The organism is Sphingobacterium sp. SYP-B4668 (genome assembly GCF_027627455.1).
Taxonomy (GTDB): Bacteria; Bacteroidota; Bacteroidia; order Sphingobacteriales; family Sphingobacteriaceae; genus Sphingobacterium.
In genome coordinates this window covers 1,098,493-1,113,446 of record NZ_CP115483.1, presented here as the reverse complement: position 1 = coordinate 1,113,446, position 14,954 = coordinate 1,098,493, and the positions used below count along the sequence as shown (strand labels likewise).

The window sequence follows — 14,954 nt, the reverse complement described above, 5'->3', positions numbered from 1 at the left end:
TAACAACAAATTACTATTACATCAATTGGTTGTTAATAAATTATTAACAACACCTAATGGACGAACATAAGTAGCTATTCAGCAATGAATTTTAATGGTTTTGAAAAGTATATGTTAAGAAAAGCGACATTAACACTATCCAAACACTAGATGTAATAATCTTGTACATATTCGCTTTTATTCGAGAATAAGACTAATTTTCCACTTTAGATTTATGTTCCCTACGATGACAAAGGATGTAACTACTTACCTGTAAATGCCATTATAATTGCATTTCTAAGCAAGATTATCTAAGTTTAGGGTATTATAATGTATATAAATTTCTTAGCCATATGGATTACATTCTAAAAGCTAACGACTTATCTTTCCGATATCAAAATGGTACGTCCTTACTTTTCCCCAATATTGAAATAAACAAAGGCCAACATACCTTGCTACTAGGAGATTCAGGAAGTGGCAAGACGACCTTGCTTCAACTTCTAGCTGGATTATCCCTTCCCTTGAGCGGAACAATTGATATCCATGGACAATCTATTTATGCACTCAACTCCAGCAAGCTGGATGCCTTCAGAGCTCGGCATATAGGCTTTATATTTCAGGAGGCACATCTCCTCAAGAACCTTACCTTGCTAGAAAATATCAAGCTAGCACAAAGTCTAGCCAAACTATCAGTAGACGAAAAATCTATCTTAAATATACTGGAACAACTTCAACTGAGGGATAAAGCGAAAGCGCACCCCAATGAGCTGAGTCGCGGACAGAAACAAAGAGCAGCAATAGCAAGAGCATTGATCAACAAGCCGCTCTTATTGATTGCTGATGAGCCTACAGCTTCGTTAGATGACAACAACACTGAAAGAGTGCTCCAACTGTTAACGAGTATAGCCAATCAGTACGGATCCACCCTGTTGATTGCTACACACGACAAACGTATTAAAGATCAATTTACACATACCTATCACTTGAAGTAGGCAGTAGGTATCAAAAAGTCAGTTTGGTATCCATAGGTACCAAGCAATTATCTAAGTTAAAGTTTACAAGACATGAATACACTACAGATTGTTTGGAAGAATATCACTAGACAACTAGGCTCTACTTTATTGAGCATCATATTAACAGCCTTTGGTGCGGCTATCCTGTGTGTACTATATGTGACCGGCGATAGCTTTGAAAAACAGCTTGACAGCAATAGTAAAAACATAGACCTGGTAGTGGGCGCCAAAGGCAGCCCGCTTCAGTTAATCCTAAGCGCAGTGTACCATGTAGACAATCCTACTGGCAATATACCACTCTCGGAAGCGAATCAGCTTAAGGACAATCCCTTTGTAAAGTTGGCAGTACCATTATCGCTAGGAGACAATTACAAAGGCCACCGCATAGTAGGCACCACTGCAGACTTCCTCACACTATATAATACGACAGTCAGTGAAGGGAAGCTGTTTAACAAGCCTTTTGAAATCGTAGTTGGCGCTGAAGTGGCGAGAAAAAGAGGCTTAAAAATCGGAGATCAAATCAATAGTTCACATGGGCTAACCGAGAGTGCGGACGACCACCACCATCATCCTTTTATCGTAACTGGTATTCTAAAAAAGAACAATAACGTCACGGACAATCTGATTCTTTGCAATTTAGAGAGTGTGTGGGATGTACACGGAATCGCACATGGTCATGAGGCGGCTGAACATCGTCATGAAAAAGAAGCGACGGAAGAACAGTTAGACGCCCACCAACACCACCATGGCGAAGAACACCACGAAGAAGAGCATAACCATATACAGGAAGAATATGTCAAGAACATTGGACAGGAGTTGATTGAAGACCATGGTGAAGAAATAACGGCAATGCTTATTCAATATCAATCACCTGCAGCAATAGGGATGTTGCCAAAGATGGTTAACCAAAGTACCTCTATGCAAGCAGCCTCTCCAGCTATAGAAAGTGCACGTTTATTCAGCTTACTCGGCGTAGGTATAGATTCGCTTACCATTTTGGCCTATATTATTATGCTTATGGCTGGATTCAGTGTATTTATAAGCTTATACAATGCACTAAAAAGTCGTAAATACGATTTGGCTGTCATGCGCACATTGGGAGCTTCAAAACAAAAACTCTTTACCATGGTACTCCTAGAAGGTTTTCTAATCACCTTCTTTGGGGGTTTACTGGGACTAATATTAGGACATATAGCTCTCTTTCTGATTAGCCAACAAACTGGACAAAGCACAGATTTTATTCAGGCTTTCCAACTTCAACCGACCGAACTCGGCATATTGGCACTTGCTTGTTTGACTGGACTATTAGCAGCCTTGGTCCCCTCATTGAAGGCATACAAGACAACTATATCGACTATTCTTGCTGACAAGTAACAACGAGGCATACAATCTCGTCGAATTAAAAAAACACATAACATATGAACAGATATCTAATCGTCACCTTATTCTTATTGACAATATCGGGAATAGCAAATGCGCAAATTGGGAACAGAGATCCAGGGGTACCAGATCATACCCCTATGATGAATAGTACCTGGGAAGCAATTGACAAGATGATGTACAAGGTTACATACGAAGGAAGCAAAAAAATCTATACTCCCTCCTACCCACCTCCACTTAAGGCGCTCGAAGATAAAGTCGTCACATTGCCAGGATATCTGGTCCCCTTGAATAGCGGACGCAATCACAAGGTATTCATGCTATCGGTATTACCGGTCATGCAATGTCAATTTTGCGGAACAAATGGAATTCCGCCGATGGTAGAAATATTCATGAAGGATGGTTCAGTCAAATTCACCGATGAACCAATAAAAGTGAAAGGAAAGATGAAGTTCAATCCTAAACCTTTGGAAGGCAATTCAGAGATTCAAATCGTTGATGCAGTTTTGATTAAATAGTATTGAGTAGTTAGTAATTAGATACCCAAAACTAGGTCATAACGTTGGAGGCCAGACATTAGTAGTTGAAAATCAGTGTTAGGTGTTATTGAGCTGGCTGATTTGTTCGTCCATTTATCTTAACGATTGAGCAGTGCGACCTCTACGCAAGATGCTAGTGCCGCGGTCTCTGTCCTTAGACGAGCCTCGCCTAATGAAACTGGCGCATATCCCGCATCCAAGGCTTGAGCAATTTCATCTTTTGAAAAATCTCCTTCAGGACCAATCAATAGCAGATAGTTTCCATTGGCTTCAAAAATTTGATTCAAATACTTTTTATCGGTCTCTTCGCAATGTGCAATTGCTTTAGTAGCTGAATCTTGCTCCATTTTCTTTAGAAATTGCGAGAACGAAATCGCGGGATTCAATTGCGGCAAGTATGCTTTATAAGATTGCTTCATCGCTGACACGATTACTTTATTCAATCGTTCCAATTTTACCTCTTTTCGTTCAGAATGTTCGCTTATAATCGGTGTTATTTCATGAATGCCAACTTCGGTAGCCTTTTCAAGGAACCATTCCACTCGATCGATATTCTTGGTAGGTGCTATAGCAATATGAAGACGATAAGAGGGTTTCTGAAACTCGCGTTGAACCTCCAAGAGTCGAAGCTCGGTCCGTTTGGGATGGGCATCAATAATCTCCGCCAAAAATAGGTTACCTTGACCGTCAATAAGATGAAGCTGATCCTTAACAACCAAACGAAGCACACGTATGGCATGTTTGCTCTCCTCTTCGTTCAAGGTATAAACAACAGCATCTGGATTGACATCTGGGGTAAAGAAAAGTTGCATATCGAAAACGGATTAGCTATTCTTCGTTATCGTCATTAGGCGTCTCTATCATCTCCAACTTAACAAATTCGATGTTTTGTTGGGTTTTCTTCATGATTGTAAAAGTATAGCCATAGACTTCTTTATATTCTCCTACCTCCGGTATCTTGTCGAATAAATCGCTAACCAAGCCTGCTATGGTGTCATAGTCAGAACTCTCTGGCAACTCTAAAGGTAAGTAACCATTGACATCGTGTACGCTGGCTCCAGCATCCACCATATATTCTGTCTCCGAAATTCGTTCTACGACAGGAGTCTCCTCATCATATTCATCCTGAATCTCTCCGACAAGCTCTTCGACAATATCCTCTAAGGTGACCATCCCGGCTGTTCCACCAAATTCATCCAGCACAATGGCTATCTGAATACGTTTTAGCTGAAATTCAGCCATTAGGTCGTTGATCTTCTTGGTCTCTGGTATGAAGTAAGGCTTACGCATGATATTCTTCAAAACCACCTCTTTTCCTTTGACAATAATGGGTAGAATATCCTTGGTATGTACAATCCCTATGATTTGATCGATATTGTCATCATAAATAGGTATCCGAGAATAGCCCTCTTCCATGACCGTATTGATAAATTCGTCTGCGGTTGCATCCTTGTCAATGGCGACAATTTTGGTGCGCGGCACCATAATATTCTTGACAATACGCTCATTGAAATCAAACACATTCTTAATCAGTTCGTGTTCGGAGATATCCAACGCTCCGCTTTCCTTTCCTTTGTCCAATAGATATTGGAGCTCTTCTGATGAGTGGTGAGACTCTCCGACATTGACTTGAAAACCTAGGCCTCGTAAGATTAAATTGGCAAAACCATTCAATACCCAGATGATAGGTCTAAAAATTAAATAGAAAAATTGCAAAGGAAGAGCAATTTTCATTGTGGTAGCGACTGGTCTTTGAATAGCGATGGACTTAGGCGCAAGTTCACCGAAAACAATATGCATCACAGTAATGATACTGAATGCCAGCACATGTCCTAGATTTGTTGCGATTTTTCCAGAAAGCTCAACGTTGAAGAATCCAAAAAACTGATGGACAATTTGTGTCATTACAGCCTCGCCGACCCAACCTAGTCCTAGGGATGCTAACGTAATACCTAGCTGTGTTGCAGCTAGGTATCCGTCTAAATGGTCTGTAATATTTTTAGCTATTTTTGCTACCTTACTTCCTGATTTGGCTTGTAGTTCTATTTGAGAAGCCCGAACTTTTACGATGGCAAATTCGGCAGCCACAAAAAAACCATTAGCAAGTACTAACAAAAGGGTCCAAAAAACGTCCAGCGCCATTATATGATTTATTTGTTAACAAATGTTTGCTTGTACAATTCGAGGCTTTCCAATAAAATCTCCTTCGCTCTTTCGCGCCCTTGAACACCTTCTACAAGTACTTGCTTATTCTCCAATGCTTTGTAGGTCTCAAAGAATTGAACAATTTCCTTCATGGTATGAGGAGGTAATTCTTCGATATTGTTAATATAGTTCATAACGGGGTCATTCTTAGCTACGGCAATAATCTTGTCGTCCTGCTCACCGCCGTCAACCATATTCATGACACCAATAATCTTAGCCTCAACAAGACTCATCGGCATGATATCAACCGAACAGATGACTAAGATATCCAGTGGATCGTTGTCATCACAATATGTTTGAGGAATAAATCCATAGTTGGCTGGATAGGTGACTGCAGAACTCATGACACGGTCTAATAATAGGAGTCCACTCTCTTTATCAAGTTCGTATTTCCCTTTGGATCCGTTAGATATTTCTATAATTGCATTGACTGATTCTGGCATATTACTTCCAGGGGAGACCTGGTGCCAAGGATTTTGTGTACTCATTTAATAATAATTACTGTTTATCTGTTGTTTTATTTTTTCTTGTTTGTAATCGCACGTTTAATCAAGGCTATTATAATGGGAAGAAACGCAATAACAATCAAACCTACGATGATATACTCGACATAGTTGATTATCCCGGGAAACTTTACGCCTAAAAAATAGCCGGACAACGTCAGAAGAGAGACCCATAAAAAGGCTCCGAATACATTGTACACGACAAACTTTTTAAAATCCAACTTCACCACCCCAGCAAATATAGGAGCAAATGTACGAATAATAGGAACAAACCTTCCAATTATTAGAGCGGTACCGCCATATTTTTGGTAAAACTCTTCAGCCATAATGACGTACTTTCGCTTGAATATCCACGAATCCTTTCGCTTGAAGAGCATCGGACCGGCTCGATATCCAAACCAATAGCCTGCAAAATTGCCCGCTATCCCGGCCACTGTGATACCAAAATACATGGTCTCAATACTGACATCAACTTTATTGAGGGCACAGAATAAACCCGCTAAAAACAATAAGTAATCACCTGGAAGAAAGAATCCAAAAAATAATCCAGTCTCGGCAAAAACAATCAATACAACTAAATAGAAACCGCCAGAACTCAATAAGTGTTCGGCATCCATTAACTGCTGAAAAGACATTAACAAATCTTGCATATAAAATAAAATACGGATGGACTAAGTGCTATTTCTTTAACGCTATCGAATACATTAACGTATCTCATCGATAAGCAAAGTTGACACACTGTAGATCATCCGTTGGGGTTAAATTTTCAATCTAAATGTTAGTTACCATTCGTTACTACTGCAATAGCTTCTCTTATCTCCGTGGCTATTTGCTCCATCTCTTCAGCGGGAAGAGATAATTTGGGCCTTTCAAAGTTCATATCCTGCACTGCATTCAAAGGAATCAAATGGATGTGTGCGTGATTGACTTCGAGGCCTACAACAGCTACGCCAACTTTGAGGCAAGGAAAAACTTTTTTTATACCTTGAGCGACAATTTTGGCAAATACCCACAGTCCCATATATTCGTCATCGGCGATATCAAATATATAATCGGTCTCTTTCTTCGGTATCACCAAGATGTGCCCCTTTGTCAAGGGTTGGATATCTAAGAAAGCCAAATAATCAATACTTTCCGCTACTTTATAAGCGGGGATATCACCGGCAACAATCTTTGAAAAAATAGTTGACATACTCTATATCTATTAATGTGCAATGACAAATATATGAAAAACGGTCACAAATATATTGTGACCGTTCAAAAATATGTCATTGAAATTATATGCGGTTATGGCAAAACCGCACATAACCTCTTATAATCGTTACCTTGATATCTCCAAGATTTCCAACTCGATTTTCCCGGCCGGGACATCGATAGTGGCGACATCTCCTTTGGATTTACCTAATAGCCCCTGCGCAATTGGAGATTTGACCGAAATCTTACCCGATTTCATATCGGCTTCTGTCTCCGAAACGAGCTGATAGGTCATCTCCATGCCATTCTTTTTATTTTTGATACGTACAATGGATAGTGCCAAAACCTTTGAAGTATCCAATTTAGACTCGTCAATCAATCTCGCACTAGATAGTACGTCTTCCAGTTTAGCAATCTTAGCCTCATGCAGTCCCTGTGCCTCTTTAGCAGCATCATACTCTGCATTTTCGGACAAATCACCCTTGTCACGTGCCTCCGCAATAGCTTTAGCAATGTTAGCCCTTCCTTCTGTCTTTAGATAATGTAGCTCTTCTTTAAGCTTATCTAACCCCTCTTGGTTGTAATAAGTTACTTCTGCCATAATTATTTAACTTTTAACTTTTCTAACTTTTAAAAACATAAAAAGACAAGACCACACTGGCCTTCCGGACAATATGGTCTTGCTATTTTTACGAAGATAATGATTGTTTTGAAATAAACAAAAACTATCTATCAATTCCAATACTATTCATCTTCATCCACAAACTTATACCCCAACCCTCTAACTGTCTGCAAATAATGGGGTTTGTCAGGATTGCGTTCTATCTTCTTCCTCAGGCGTACGACATGCATGTCTAATGTCCTCGTATTGACATTCGAACTATATCCCCATACCACTTCCATCAACTCTTCTCGCGTAATTTCCTTACCTACATTCTGCAGAAAATGTAGGAGAATCCTGTTTTCCAAAATGGTCAGCTCGATTTTCTTACCGTCTCTGACCAAGGAATGCACATTGGGCTGATGCTCAGTATTTCCAAAATGATATACCTCGGCACTGTTCTTCGGCACGAAGAAGCGAACTTTGTTTTCGATCATCGCGACCAGCACATCCATATTGAAAGGTTTCGTGATATAATCGGTCACTCCAAAACTGTATGCATCAATCTTATCGATATCCTGAGACTTAGCCGTCATCATAATAATGATATTTTCGAAGCCAGCCTTCCTAACATCCACACACACATCATTTCCTTCTTTCCCAGGCAACATCCAGTCCAACAATACAATGTCGGGTTTTTGATCCAAAATTAATTTTTCAGCATCAAGCCCATTCCCAGCCTGGATGACCTTATAATTTTCGGATTGTAAACGATGACTTACCAAAAAACGTAAGTTTTCATCGTCTTCTATTACGGCAATAGTAATATCTTTTTGCATATCTTCTCTAATTCTTTTAAACGGGGAAGGTGAGCGTAAATGTGGTACCTTTTCCTAACTGACTTTCAACACGGATTTCTCCTCCCATAAATTCAGTTATTTCCTTACAAAATGCCAACCCCAATCCGATACTCCCCTGTTGATTATACTGATTTTTTACTCGATAAAACTTCTTAAATATATGATTATGCTCCTGCTTACTTATTCCAATCCCTTCATCCTTAAATATGATAACAAAATTCTTCTTATTTTGTTGGATATCAACATCTAAAACTTTGTTCGACGGATTGGAATATTTATAGGCGTTATCAATCAAATTCTGAAAAACACTCGACAGCAATACGGGGTCCGTTATCATATCATTTTTGACTTGAATTCTATACGAAAGTTTAAGGTCAGGATAACTCAATTTTGTGGCCGAAAACAATGTTTCACATAATTCTTTTAAATCTACTCGTTCTCGTTTAAATTTGATGGATTTATTTTCAATTTGCGTAAAGGACAGTAACTTGTTCATCAAACTATTCAACTTGTCTGCTTCTTGATCCAAGATACGTCCATACATCATGCGTTCATCCTCACTTATATTTTCTGCACTTTTGATATTATTGCCTGCAATCTTGATAACACTAACGGGAGTTTTGAACTCATGCGTGAGGTTATTGATGAAATCGTATTGTAATCGATACAACCTCCCATTGGTCATGACATTCCGATAAATAAGGTATGCAATCAGTAATAAAATGAAATAGATAATCGATATACCAAATACTACAGGTAAAAAACGACGGTTGGTTTCCTTTCTAATAAAAGATTCCGATGAGTTAAAAGTAATCTTGTAGTCAGAAAGTGCTCCTGGCAAGGACACTTCAGTATAAAGATAGGGTTTCTCCCCAGTCAAATTGACACTCACCAACGGCACAACATCTATATGCTCATATAAATTGGGATAGACATTTGTAATTCGAATTCGCTTGGGGTCTATAAAAAAAACAAAAAGATCCTGATCATAGCTCACCGTTTGCTTTATTGCTCCCCTATACAAATCTCGATAAGACACCAAGTCGCTAATCCGCGGGATATTCATATAGGTGACTTTGCCTGGAGCCATGTCATAGAATATCTTGAAAATCATGTTGTCCGTCAATTTGGTTGATTCGTTTACACGATCTAAGAAATTGCCCAACTTCATGGTCATCGTACTGAAATCCTCATAGTAATCTTTAAGCTGATCGCCGCCAATTCTTTTAGATATCAAATGATAGGTATCATTTAACGTATAAGAGTACACCGAGCGGGACTGTATCAACAGGTTATTCAACTTGATATCATAGGGCTCTTCAACATCGTTCGTGAAGGCAATATCGTAGAAAATGGTTTCCCTAACAAAGGGGTATTTACGAAGGACATTGTCCATCATACCTTTAGCTTCATTGGTATCCAAAAAACCTTGATAATAGGAAATCTCGGGTATACGATTTTGAAAGAAGTCATTGAACGGAACCAACGACTTGTCATACACTTCCACTTTACGATTGGAAAACTCACTATCTACAAAATTGGATATCATAGTGCGAGCAAAGAACACCGATACAACAAAAAGTATAGTGACAAACACCACAAACGCAATGAGCAAGCCTATGTTCTTTTTATACGTGTACTTTGTTGAAGTGGTCATTGGTGGTGTATTATGCCAATCGTTCGATTATTTCAAATACTTGTTCAAGAACTGCTCCAATTCTTGATAATAGGTAACCACATTTTCTTCATTCCTGAATCTTTTTCCCTCTTCGTCTTTAACAATATACCTTACAGGCACGTTATTGTTTTTCAAACGCTGGACAAATTGGTTGGCATCATTAACGGAGCTAAATTTATCTCGTCCTCCTTGAACCATAAAAACTGGTATTTTCACCTTATCCGAATGGAAAACAGGGGATATTGCCTTAAATAAATCAGACTCAGTCTCAGGATTACCAATTACTTGATAATAGAATTGTACGTAAGGTTTAAAGTAAGGGGGCACCTGCTTAAAATAGGTAAACAGATTGGTATAACCTGAATTCGATATTGCACATGCATATAAGGAAGAGTTAAAACAAGCAGCATACAATGCTGAGTATCCTCCGAAACCGTAGCCCATGATTGCTATTTTATCTCGATCGGCAATTCCCTCATGGATTAACCACATCACACCATCGGTGATATCATTTTGTATTTTCCCACCCCATTCCTTAAATCCAGAGGCCCAAAAAGCCTTCCCATAGCCTACCGAACCTCTGTAATTCATTTGAAATACAGCATATCCCCTATTTGCCAAAAACTGCGCTTCTGGTTGGAATCCCCAATCCACGCGTCCATTGGGCCCATCATGTGGAATGACAATCACAGGAAGATTCTTTCGGTCGGTATTTAAGGGATAAGTGAGGTACCCTTGTATAGTCAGTCCATCTCTGGTCTTGTAACTAACCGGTTCCATTGTGGACATTTGACGAGAGGTAATCTTCGGATTTAAGTCGTTTAATTTTTGTAATTTATCCTCGTTTGCATCGTAGTAGTAAATAGCACCGGGATTTCTATCAGTATAACTTTTAATAATGAAACGGTTTAGCGTTGAGTCATGATCTAAAAAATCAATCTCAGCACCATCTACTTTGGCTTGGATGCGATCATTGATCTGCTTAATTCTATCATTAAAGAAAAAACGCTTTTCCTTATCTAGGGAATAGCTAGTGTATATCATCTCCTGCAACTCACTTACATATCCACTGGATGTGAGATCTGCATCTTTATTACTGTAGAGTTCTTTTACTTCCACACCTTTGGCAACATCATATTCAATCAAGGTAAGCTTATCTCGCCCAATATTGGAAAGTGCATATGCTATAGAATTAGATCCTTTTTTGAATCCTAGTGGCAATACAGTAGTCTCAATACTATTGGTCACTACCTCACGAAAAGGACCTGTCCCTTCAGGCCTGTACAGAATGGACTCTTCGACACTATCACTGGTTAGGGCCAATCGGACATGTCCATCTGTGGACCCATACCAAGAGATGACATTGCCCGGATTATGTTCCAAAAGCACCTTGGGTCTACCATCTAAATAGACTCTATAAACATCAAATACTGATGAGTCACGTTCATTAATGGCAGCTAACAAGCTATTGTCTCGAGGGATTATAGGATGAATCCAACGTAATCTTTTCTTGATAGGCTTGAATAAAGGGGTAGCGATTTCACTAGCTACATTGATGGAGTATAATCGTAAACTGTCCTCTGAAGATTGAGTATTAGAATAAATAATCTGATTATCATCTGTCCAGAAGAAGTACTGAACATTCATATCTGCCTGATAGGTAAGTTGCTTAGACTTAGACTTATCCTCTAAATTCAAAATAAAAATGTTCTTGCAGTGGTTTTCTAAACCAAGATAAGCAATCTGCTGTCCATCAGGAGAAATTTTGTAACTACTCTTTTCCGGTACGCTAAAGAAATCTTGCACGGGTATCCTACTGTTGTCTCCTTGATGGGAACAACCAACACAAACCAACAACAAGCCTATCACGGCATATAATACAATCTTAACCATACACTAAATGTCCCCTATTCCAAATATTCAAATTATTAATGACACTGGCAGAAATGCAACCTTATTTTTACATAAATTATTCATTAGTTTGGTACATTTGCAACATGTATTTATATAATGTTTCTATCATTACCGAAGATTCCGTTAACGCAACCGTAGTTGAGTGGTTGAAAGCTGAGATTTTAAGCCAATCGACATTCAATACCAAATTTTTGGAATTGTTGGACTCTCCTCACGAAGGTCACACACACTGTATCCAAATAATAGTGGAAAATGAATCCGAAATTGAGTTGTTTAATGAAAAGCACCTGATTCCTCTCCAAGAGTATATCGCCAGTTCATTTCACGGAAGAGCATTTGTATTCAATAGTGTGATGAAATACCTATAGCACGATACTGTTCAAGAGCCTATAACTTTGACTGCTCTTCTTCATATCTTGGATTGTATGAAATTTTTGGCGTCAAATAATGAAGAAGTACCAATCGTGAATATCTAAAATTAAAGGGAGCAAACAAGAGAATAGTAAATATAAGCACCCCGAGATACACCCAAGGTGACTCACTCTTGCTCAACATGTAGGTACCAACGGCCAAGCTCACAACCTCTGCTACCGAAAATGCATAGCTAACATACATTGCTGCGTAAAAGTAACCAGGTTCGACTTCAAACTTAACCCCACAATGTGGACACGATTCATTCATCTTTTGCTTACGAAAACCATATACTGGACCTTCAAAGACATATCCAATCCTACATTTCGGGCATTTGGATTGTGCTAAAGCACTAAATTTGGATGTAGCCATAAATACTATTTGTACTATAAATAGACTTTGTCATCTTTTTTACGGAATTTTTTGTACCATAAAAAACCTACAGCTGAGACAATAATAAAAGGCGCACCTAGTAGGAAAAAAATACCATTGTTCAACCCCCGCCCTTGTGTATTACCTCCTTTAGTACTATTTTCTGCATTCAACGAGCACATCGCACATTGTGCATTTGTTACGTCTACATTCGATACGACTAATAGTAAAGAGCAGAATATCACAGCTACATTTCGCTTAATTGTTGTCATCCGTTTACTTTTTATTGATTGATGAATAGCCTTCCGATTTAATACAAGCGGCTTTCAGCCTACAAAGTTAAGCATTTCTTCCTTAAAAGTAGCCTCTCTTAGGAGGTACAGCTATCGGCGGCTTGATTTGTACAACAGTGTGGATTTATAGGAGAGTATTAAATTTTTCCCAAAAGCCGTCCACAGGCAAATCTGCCGTAAGAGCCATGGCCTCACCTTTGATAGGATGCTCAAATGTCAACCCTCTTGAGTGCAAACAAATACTCCTGCGGAGGCTCCCTCTTGGATAGCCATATTTGTTATCTCCTACAATAGGACAGCCCATGGTTGATAACTGCACCCTTATTTGATGGGTCCTACCGGTTTTGGGCTGTACCAACAGCAGATAGTATCCCTCTAACTCTCCAAGAACCTGATAATTTAGCTCGGCATAGCTGCTTCCTTTGACCTCTCTGTTAAAAGCCTTGGTAATCATTTTCTTTCGATCCCGTAATAACCAATTTTCGAGTTTCCCTGCCAAATGAGGTGGTTGAGTACGTACCACTGCAAGATAGGATTTCTGTATGTCTCGATCATGAAACAGCTTATTCATCCGATCTAACCCCTTACTTGTCTTGGCAAATACAATAAGTCCACTCACTGGACGATCTAATCGGTGAATAACGCCGATAAAAGCATTGGGTTTACTATATTTTTGTTCCAGATAATCCTTAACCATCATGTCCAACGACTTGTCACCAGTATCGTCGACCTGAACAATATCCCCCGCCCTTTTATTGATTGCGATAATATGGTTATCTTCGTATATAACGTCTTTGTCTGTAATCTGCATAATCCTAATCTTGCTGCAAAAATAGCTTAAACTTAGATAAATTTGTGTATAAATAAAACCTTTGAAGGTGTACTATTGCTGATGAAACTATTTTAAGAGCATTCTCAGAGCATCACATACATCTGAAAAATACAAGAAGAGCAATCATACTGATTGCTCTTCTTCAAAAATGATTTTCCTATGTCTCTAGTTATTATTTGTTCCTACAGCTTTTAAGCTATCGGCCAAAGCCCTTTCCTGTTCTTTCTTTTGTTTTTTGAAAAAACCTCGCAATAAGAAATTGTGTTGCAGGGCCTCCATATTTTGATCTAACTTGGAAGTACTGACATTCAGATTACGAAGGATTTGCTTAATCTCTGCTGCTCCTTCAGGGTCATTGGTCAGAGCTCCTACCACATTATTTTTATCATTGAGACGGGCCGAAGTTTCATTCAAATTAGCCATCAGTGCATTAGCTGTCTGCGTGACACCTTGCAATTGGGCTGCAGATTCTCTTAAGCTAGCAAAGACTGCTGTATCGGTTGACAAATCATGGATAAGCCCCTGATTGCTGTTCAATTTATTGGTCACTGTGGCAAGATTTGCAGAAGCTAGATTTGCATTGGCCATCAATTTATTTAATTGATCTAGTGACTTACTTAAGGAGACTACCATCGTAGTATCTGTAAGCATAGCACCTACCATACCTTTACCGTCTACAAGATTCTTAGAAAGAATCGCAAAATTCTTAGTGATTTCTACCAAATTATCGTTATTAACAGAAAGTGTAGCCATCATCGCTTCCATATCTGTGCCCTTGGCGGACATCAACACATCGCCATCTTCTATAGATGCTGTAGCTTGAGAACCGCCCACAAGTGTAATGATTGAATTACCAATCAACCCGTCCGAGCCTAGTTTAGCAACCGCATCTTTACGGATAAACTCGCTAGACTTTGCCTCAATGCTCATCACCACCTTGACAAACCTGATGCTTTCAAAGGAGATATCTTTGACAATACCGACCTTGACTCCCGAAAACCAAACGTTGTTCCCGACTTTAAGACCTTTAACGTCTTCAAATTCAGTAGTGACGGTGAGTGTTTTTGTAAACTTCTTTTGCTGGCCACCTAATGTTAAAATACCGGCTATCAAAATAATCAATCCGATAAATACAAATAGACCTACAACCAATGTGCGTTTATTGTCTGCTGCGCTCATA

At 39.1% G+C, this 14,954-nt stretch carries 17 protein-coding genes; 4 read left to right on the top strand and 13 right to left on the bottom strand.

All coding sequences use genetic code 11. The features are described 5' to 3' along the window. The first annotated feature begins 332 nt into the window (after nt 1–332). The 3 genes from OQ289_RS04805 to OQ289_RS04795 all read left to right on the top strand — a co-directional run bounded on the left by OQ289_RS04805 (nt 333) and on the right by OQ289_RS04795 (nt 2,890). Nucleotides 333–971, top strand: coding sequence for an ABC transporter ATP-binding protein (locus OQ289_RS04805; RefSeq protein WP_270089639.1), 639 nt, complete (start codon nt 333–335; stop codon nt 969–971). Between the two features lie 72 nt (nt 972–1,043). Next, entirely contained in the window at nt 1,044–2,366 is a 1,323-nt protein-coding gene (locus tag OQ289_RS04800; RefSeq protein WP_270089638.1) for an ABC transporter permease, read from the top strand. A 44-nt stretch (nt 2,367–2,410) separates the two neighbouring features. Continuing rightward, the gene (locus OQ289_RS04795; protein WP_270089637.1) at nt 2,411–2,890 is read left to right on the top strand and encodes a hypothetical protein; all 480 of its coding nucleotides are present in this window, start codon (nt 2,411–2,413) and stop codon (nt 2,888–2,890) included. A 119-nt stretch (nt 2,891–3,009) separates the two neighbouring features. Here OQ289_RS04795 and OQ289_RS04790 read toward each other — a convergent pair whose 3' ends face one another. The 9 genes from OQ289_RS04790 to OQ289_RS04750 all read right to left on the bottom strand — a co-directional run bounded on the left by OQ289_RS04790 (nt 3,010) and on the right by OQ289_RS04750 (nt 11,845). Continuing rightward, nucleotides 3,010–3,723: a 16S rRNA (uracil(1498)-N(3))-methyltransferase gene (locus OQ289_RS04790; RefSeq protein ID WP_270089636.1), complete on the bottom strand. Its 714-nt coding sequence runs from the start codon at nt 3,721–3,723 to the stop codon at nt 3,010–3,012. 16 nt (nt 3,724–3,739) lie between these two features. Further along, complete coding sequence (locus OQ289_RS04785; protein ID WP_033564906.1) at nt 3,740–5,053, bottom strand: hemolysin family protein; 1,314 nt, start codon at nt 5,051–5,053, stop codon at nt 3,740–3,742. An 8-nt stretch (nt 5,054–5,061) separates the two neighbouring features. Further along, complete coding sequence (locus OQ289_RS04780) at nt 5,062–5,604, bottom strand: inorganic diphosphatase (protein WP_033564905.1); 543 nt, start codon at nt 5,602–5,604, stop codon at nt 5,062–5,064. A 29-nt stretch (nt 5,605–5,633) separates the two neighbouring features. Then, nucleotides 5,634–6,269 (bottom strand): DedA family protein, encoded by a 636-nt coding sequence (locus OQ289_RS04775; RefSeq protein WP_270089635.1) that lies wholly within the window; start codon nt 6,267–6,269, stop codon nt 5,634–5,636. Between the two features lie 128 nt (nt 6,270–6,397). Next, the gene (locus tag OQ289_RS04770; protein WP_033564903.1) at nt 6,398–6,811 is read right to left on the bottom strand and encodes an HIT family protein; all 414 of its coding nucleotides are present in this window, start codon (nt 6,809–6,811) and stop codon (nt 6,398–6,400) included. A gap of 129 nt (nt 6,812–6,940) precedes the next feature. Beyond that, on the bottom strand, nt 6,941–7,414 hold the full coding sequence (gene greA, locus OQ289_RS04765; protein WP_033564902.1) for a transcription elongation factor GreA: 474 nt from the start codon (nt 7,412–7,414) through the stop codon (nt 6,941–6,943). A 143-nt stretch (nt 7,415–7,557) separates the two neighbouring features. Further along, nucleotides 7,558–8,253, bottom strand: a complete 696-nt coding sequence (locus OQ289_RS04760; RefSeq protein ID WP_033564901.1) for a response regulator transcription factor — start codon at nt 8,251–8,253, stop codon at nt 7,558–7,560. A gap of 16 nt (nt 8,254–8,269) precedes the next feature. Next, nucleotides 8,270–9,931: a sensor histidine kinase gene (locus OQ289_RS04755; protein ID WP_270089634.1), complete on the bottom strand. Its 1,662-nt coding sequence runs from the start codon at nt 9,929–9,931 to the stop codon at nt 8,270–8,272. Between the two features lie 27 nt (nt 9,932–9,958). Beyond that, entirely contained in the window at nt 9,959–11,845 is a 1,887-nt protein-coding gene (locus OQ289_RS04750) for a S9 family peptidase (RefSeq protein ID WP_270089633.1), read from the bottom strand. Nucleotides 11,846–11,949: 104 nt separating this feature from the next. Here OQ289_RS04750 and OQ289_RS04745 point away from each other — a divergent pair, with 104 nt between their 5' ends. Further along, nucleotides 11,950–12,234, top strand: a complete 285-nt coding sequence (locus OQ289_RS04745; RefSeq protein ID WP_033564898.1) for a DUF4286 family protein — start codon at nt 11,950–11,952, stop codon at nt 12,232–12,234. Nucleotides 12,235–12,253: 19 nt separating this feature from the next. On the opposite strand, the gene OQ289_RS04740 is transcribed toward OQ289_RS04745, so the two are convergent. The 4 genes from OQ289_RS04740 to OQ289_RS04725 all read right to left on the bottom strand — a co-directional run bounded on the left by OQ289_RS04740 (nt 12,254) and on the right by OQ289_RS04725 (nt 14,953). Beyond that, nucleotides 12,254–12,649, bottom strand: a complete 396-nt coding sequence (locus OQ289_RS04740; protein WP_081981214.1) for a DUF983 domain-containing protein — start codon at nt 12,647–12,649, stop codon at nt 12,254–12,256. Between the two features lie 14 nt (nt 12,650–12,663). Next, nucleotides 12,664–12,921, bottom strand: a complete 258-nt coding sequence (locus OQ289_RS04735) for a hypothetical protein (protein ID WP_033564954.1) — start codon at nt 12,919–12,921, stop codon at nt 12,664–12,666. A 145-nt stretch (nt 12,922–13,066) separates the two neighbouring features. Further along, entirely contained in the window at nt 13,067–13,753 is a 687-nt protein-coding gene (locus tag OQ289_RS04730; RefSeq protein ID WP_033564896.1) for an RluA family pseudouridine synthase, read from the bottom strand. Between the two features lie 186 nt (nt 13,754–13,939). Next, on the bottom strand, nt 13,940–14,953 hold the full coding sequence (locus OQ289_RS04725; protein WP_270089632.1) for an MlaD family protein: 1,014 nt from the start codon (nt 14,951–14,953) through the stop codon (nt 13,940–13,942). Nucleotide 14,954: the final 1 nt, after the last annotated feature.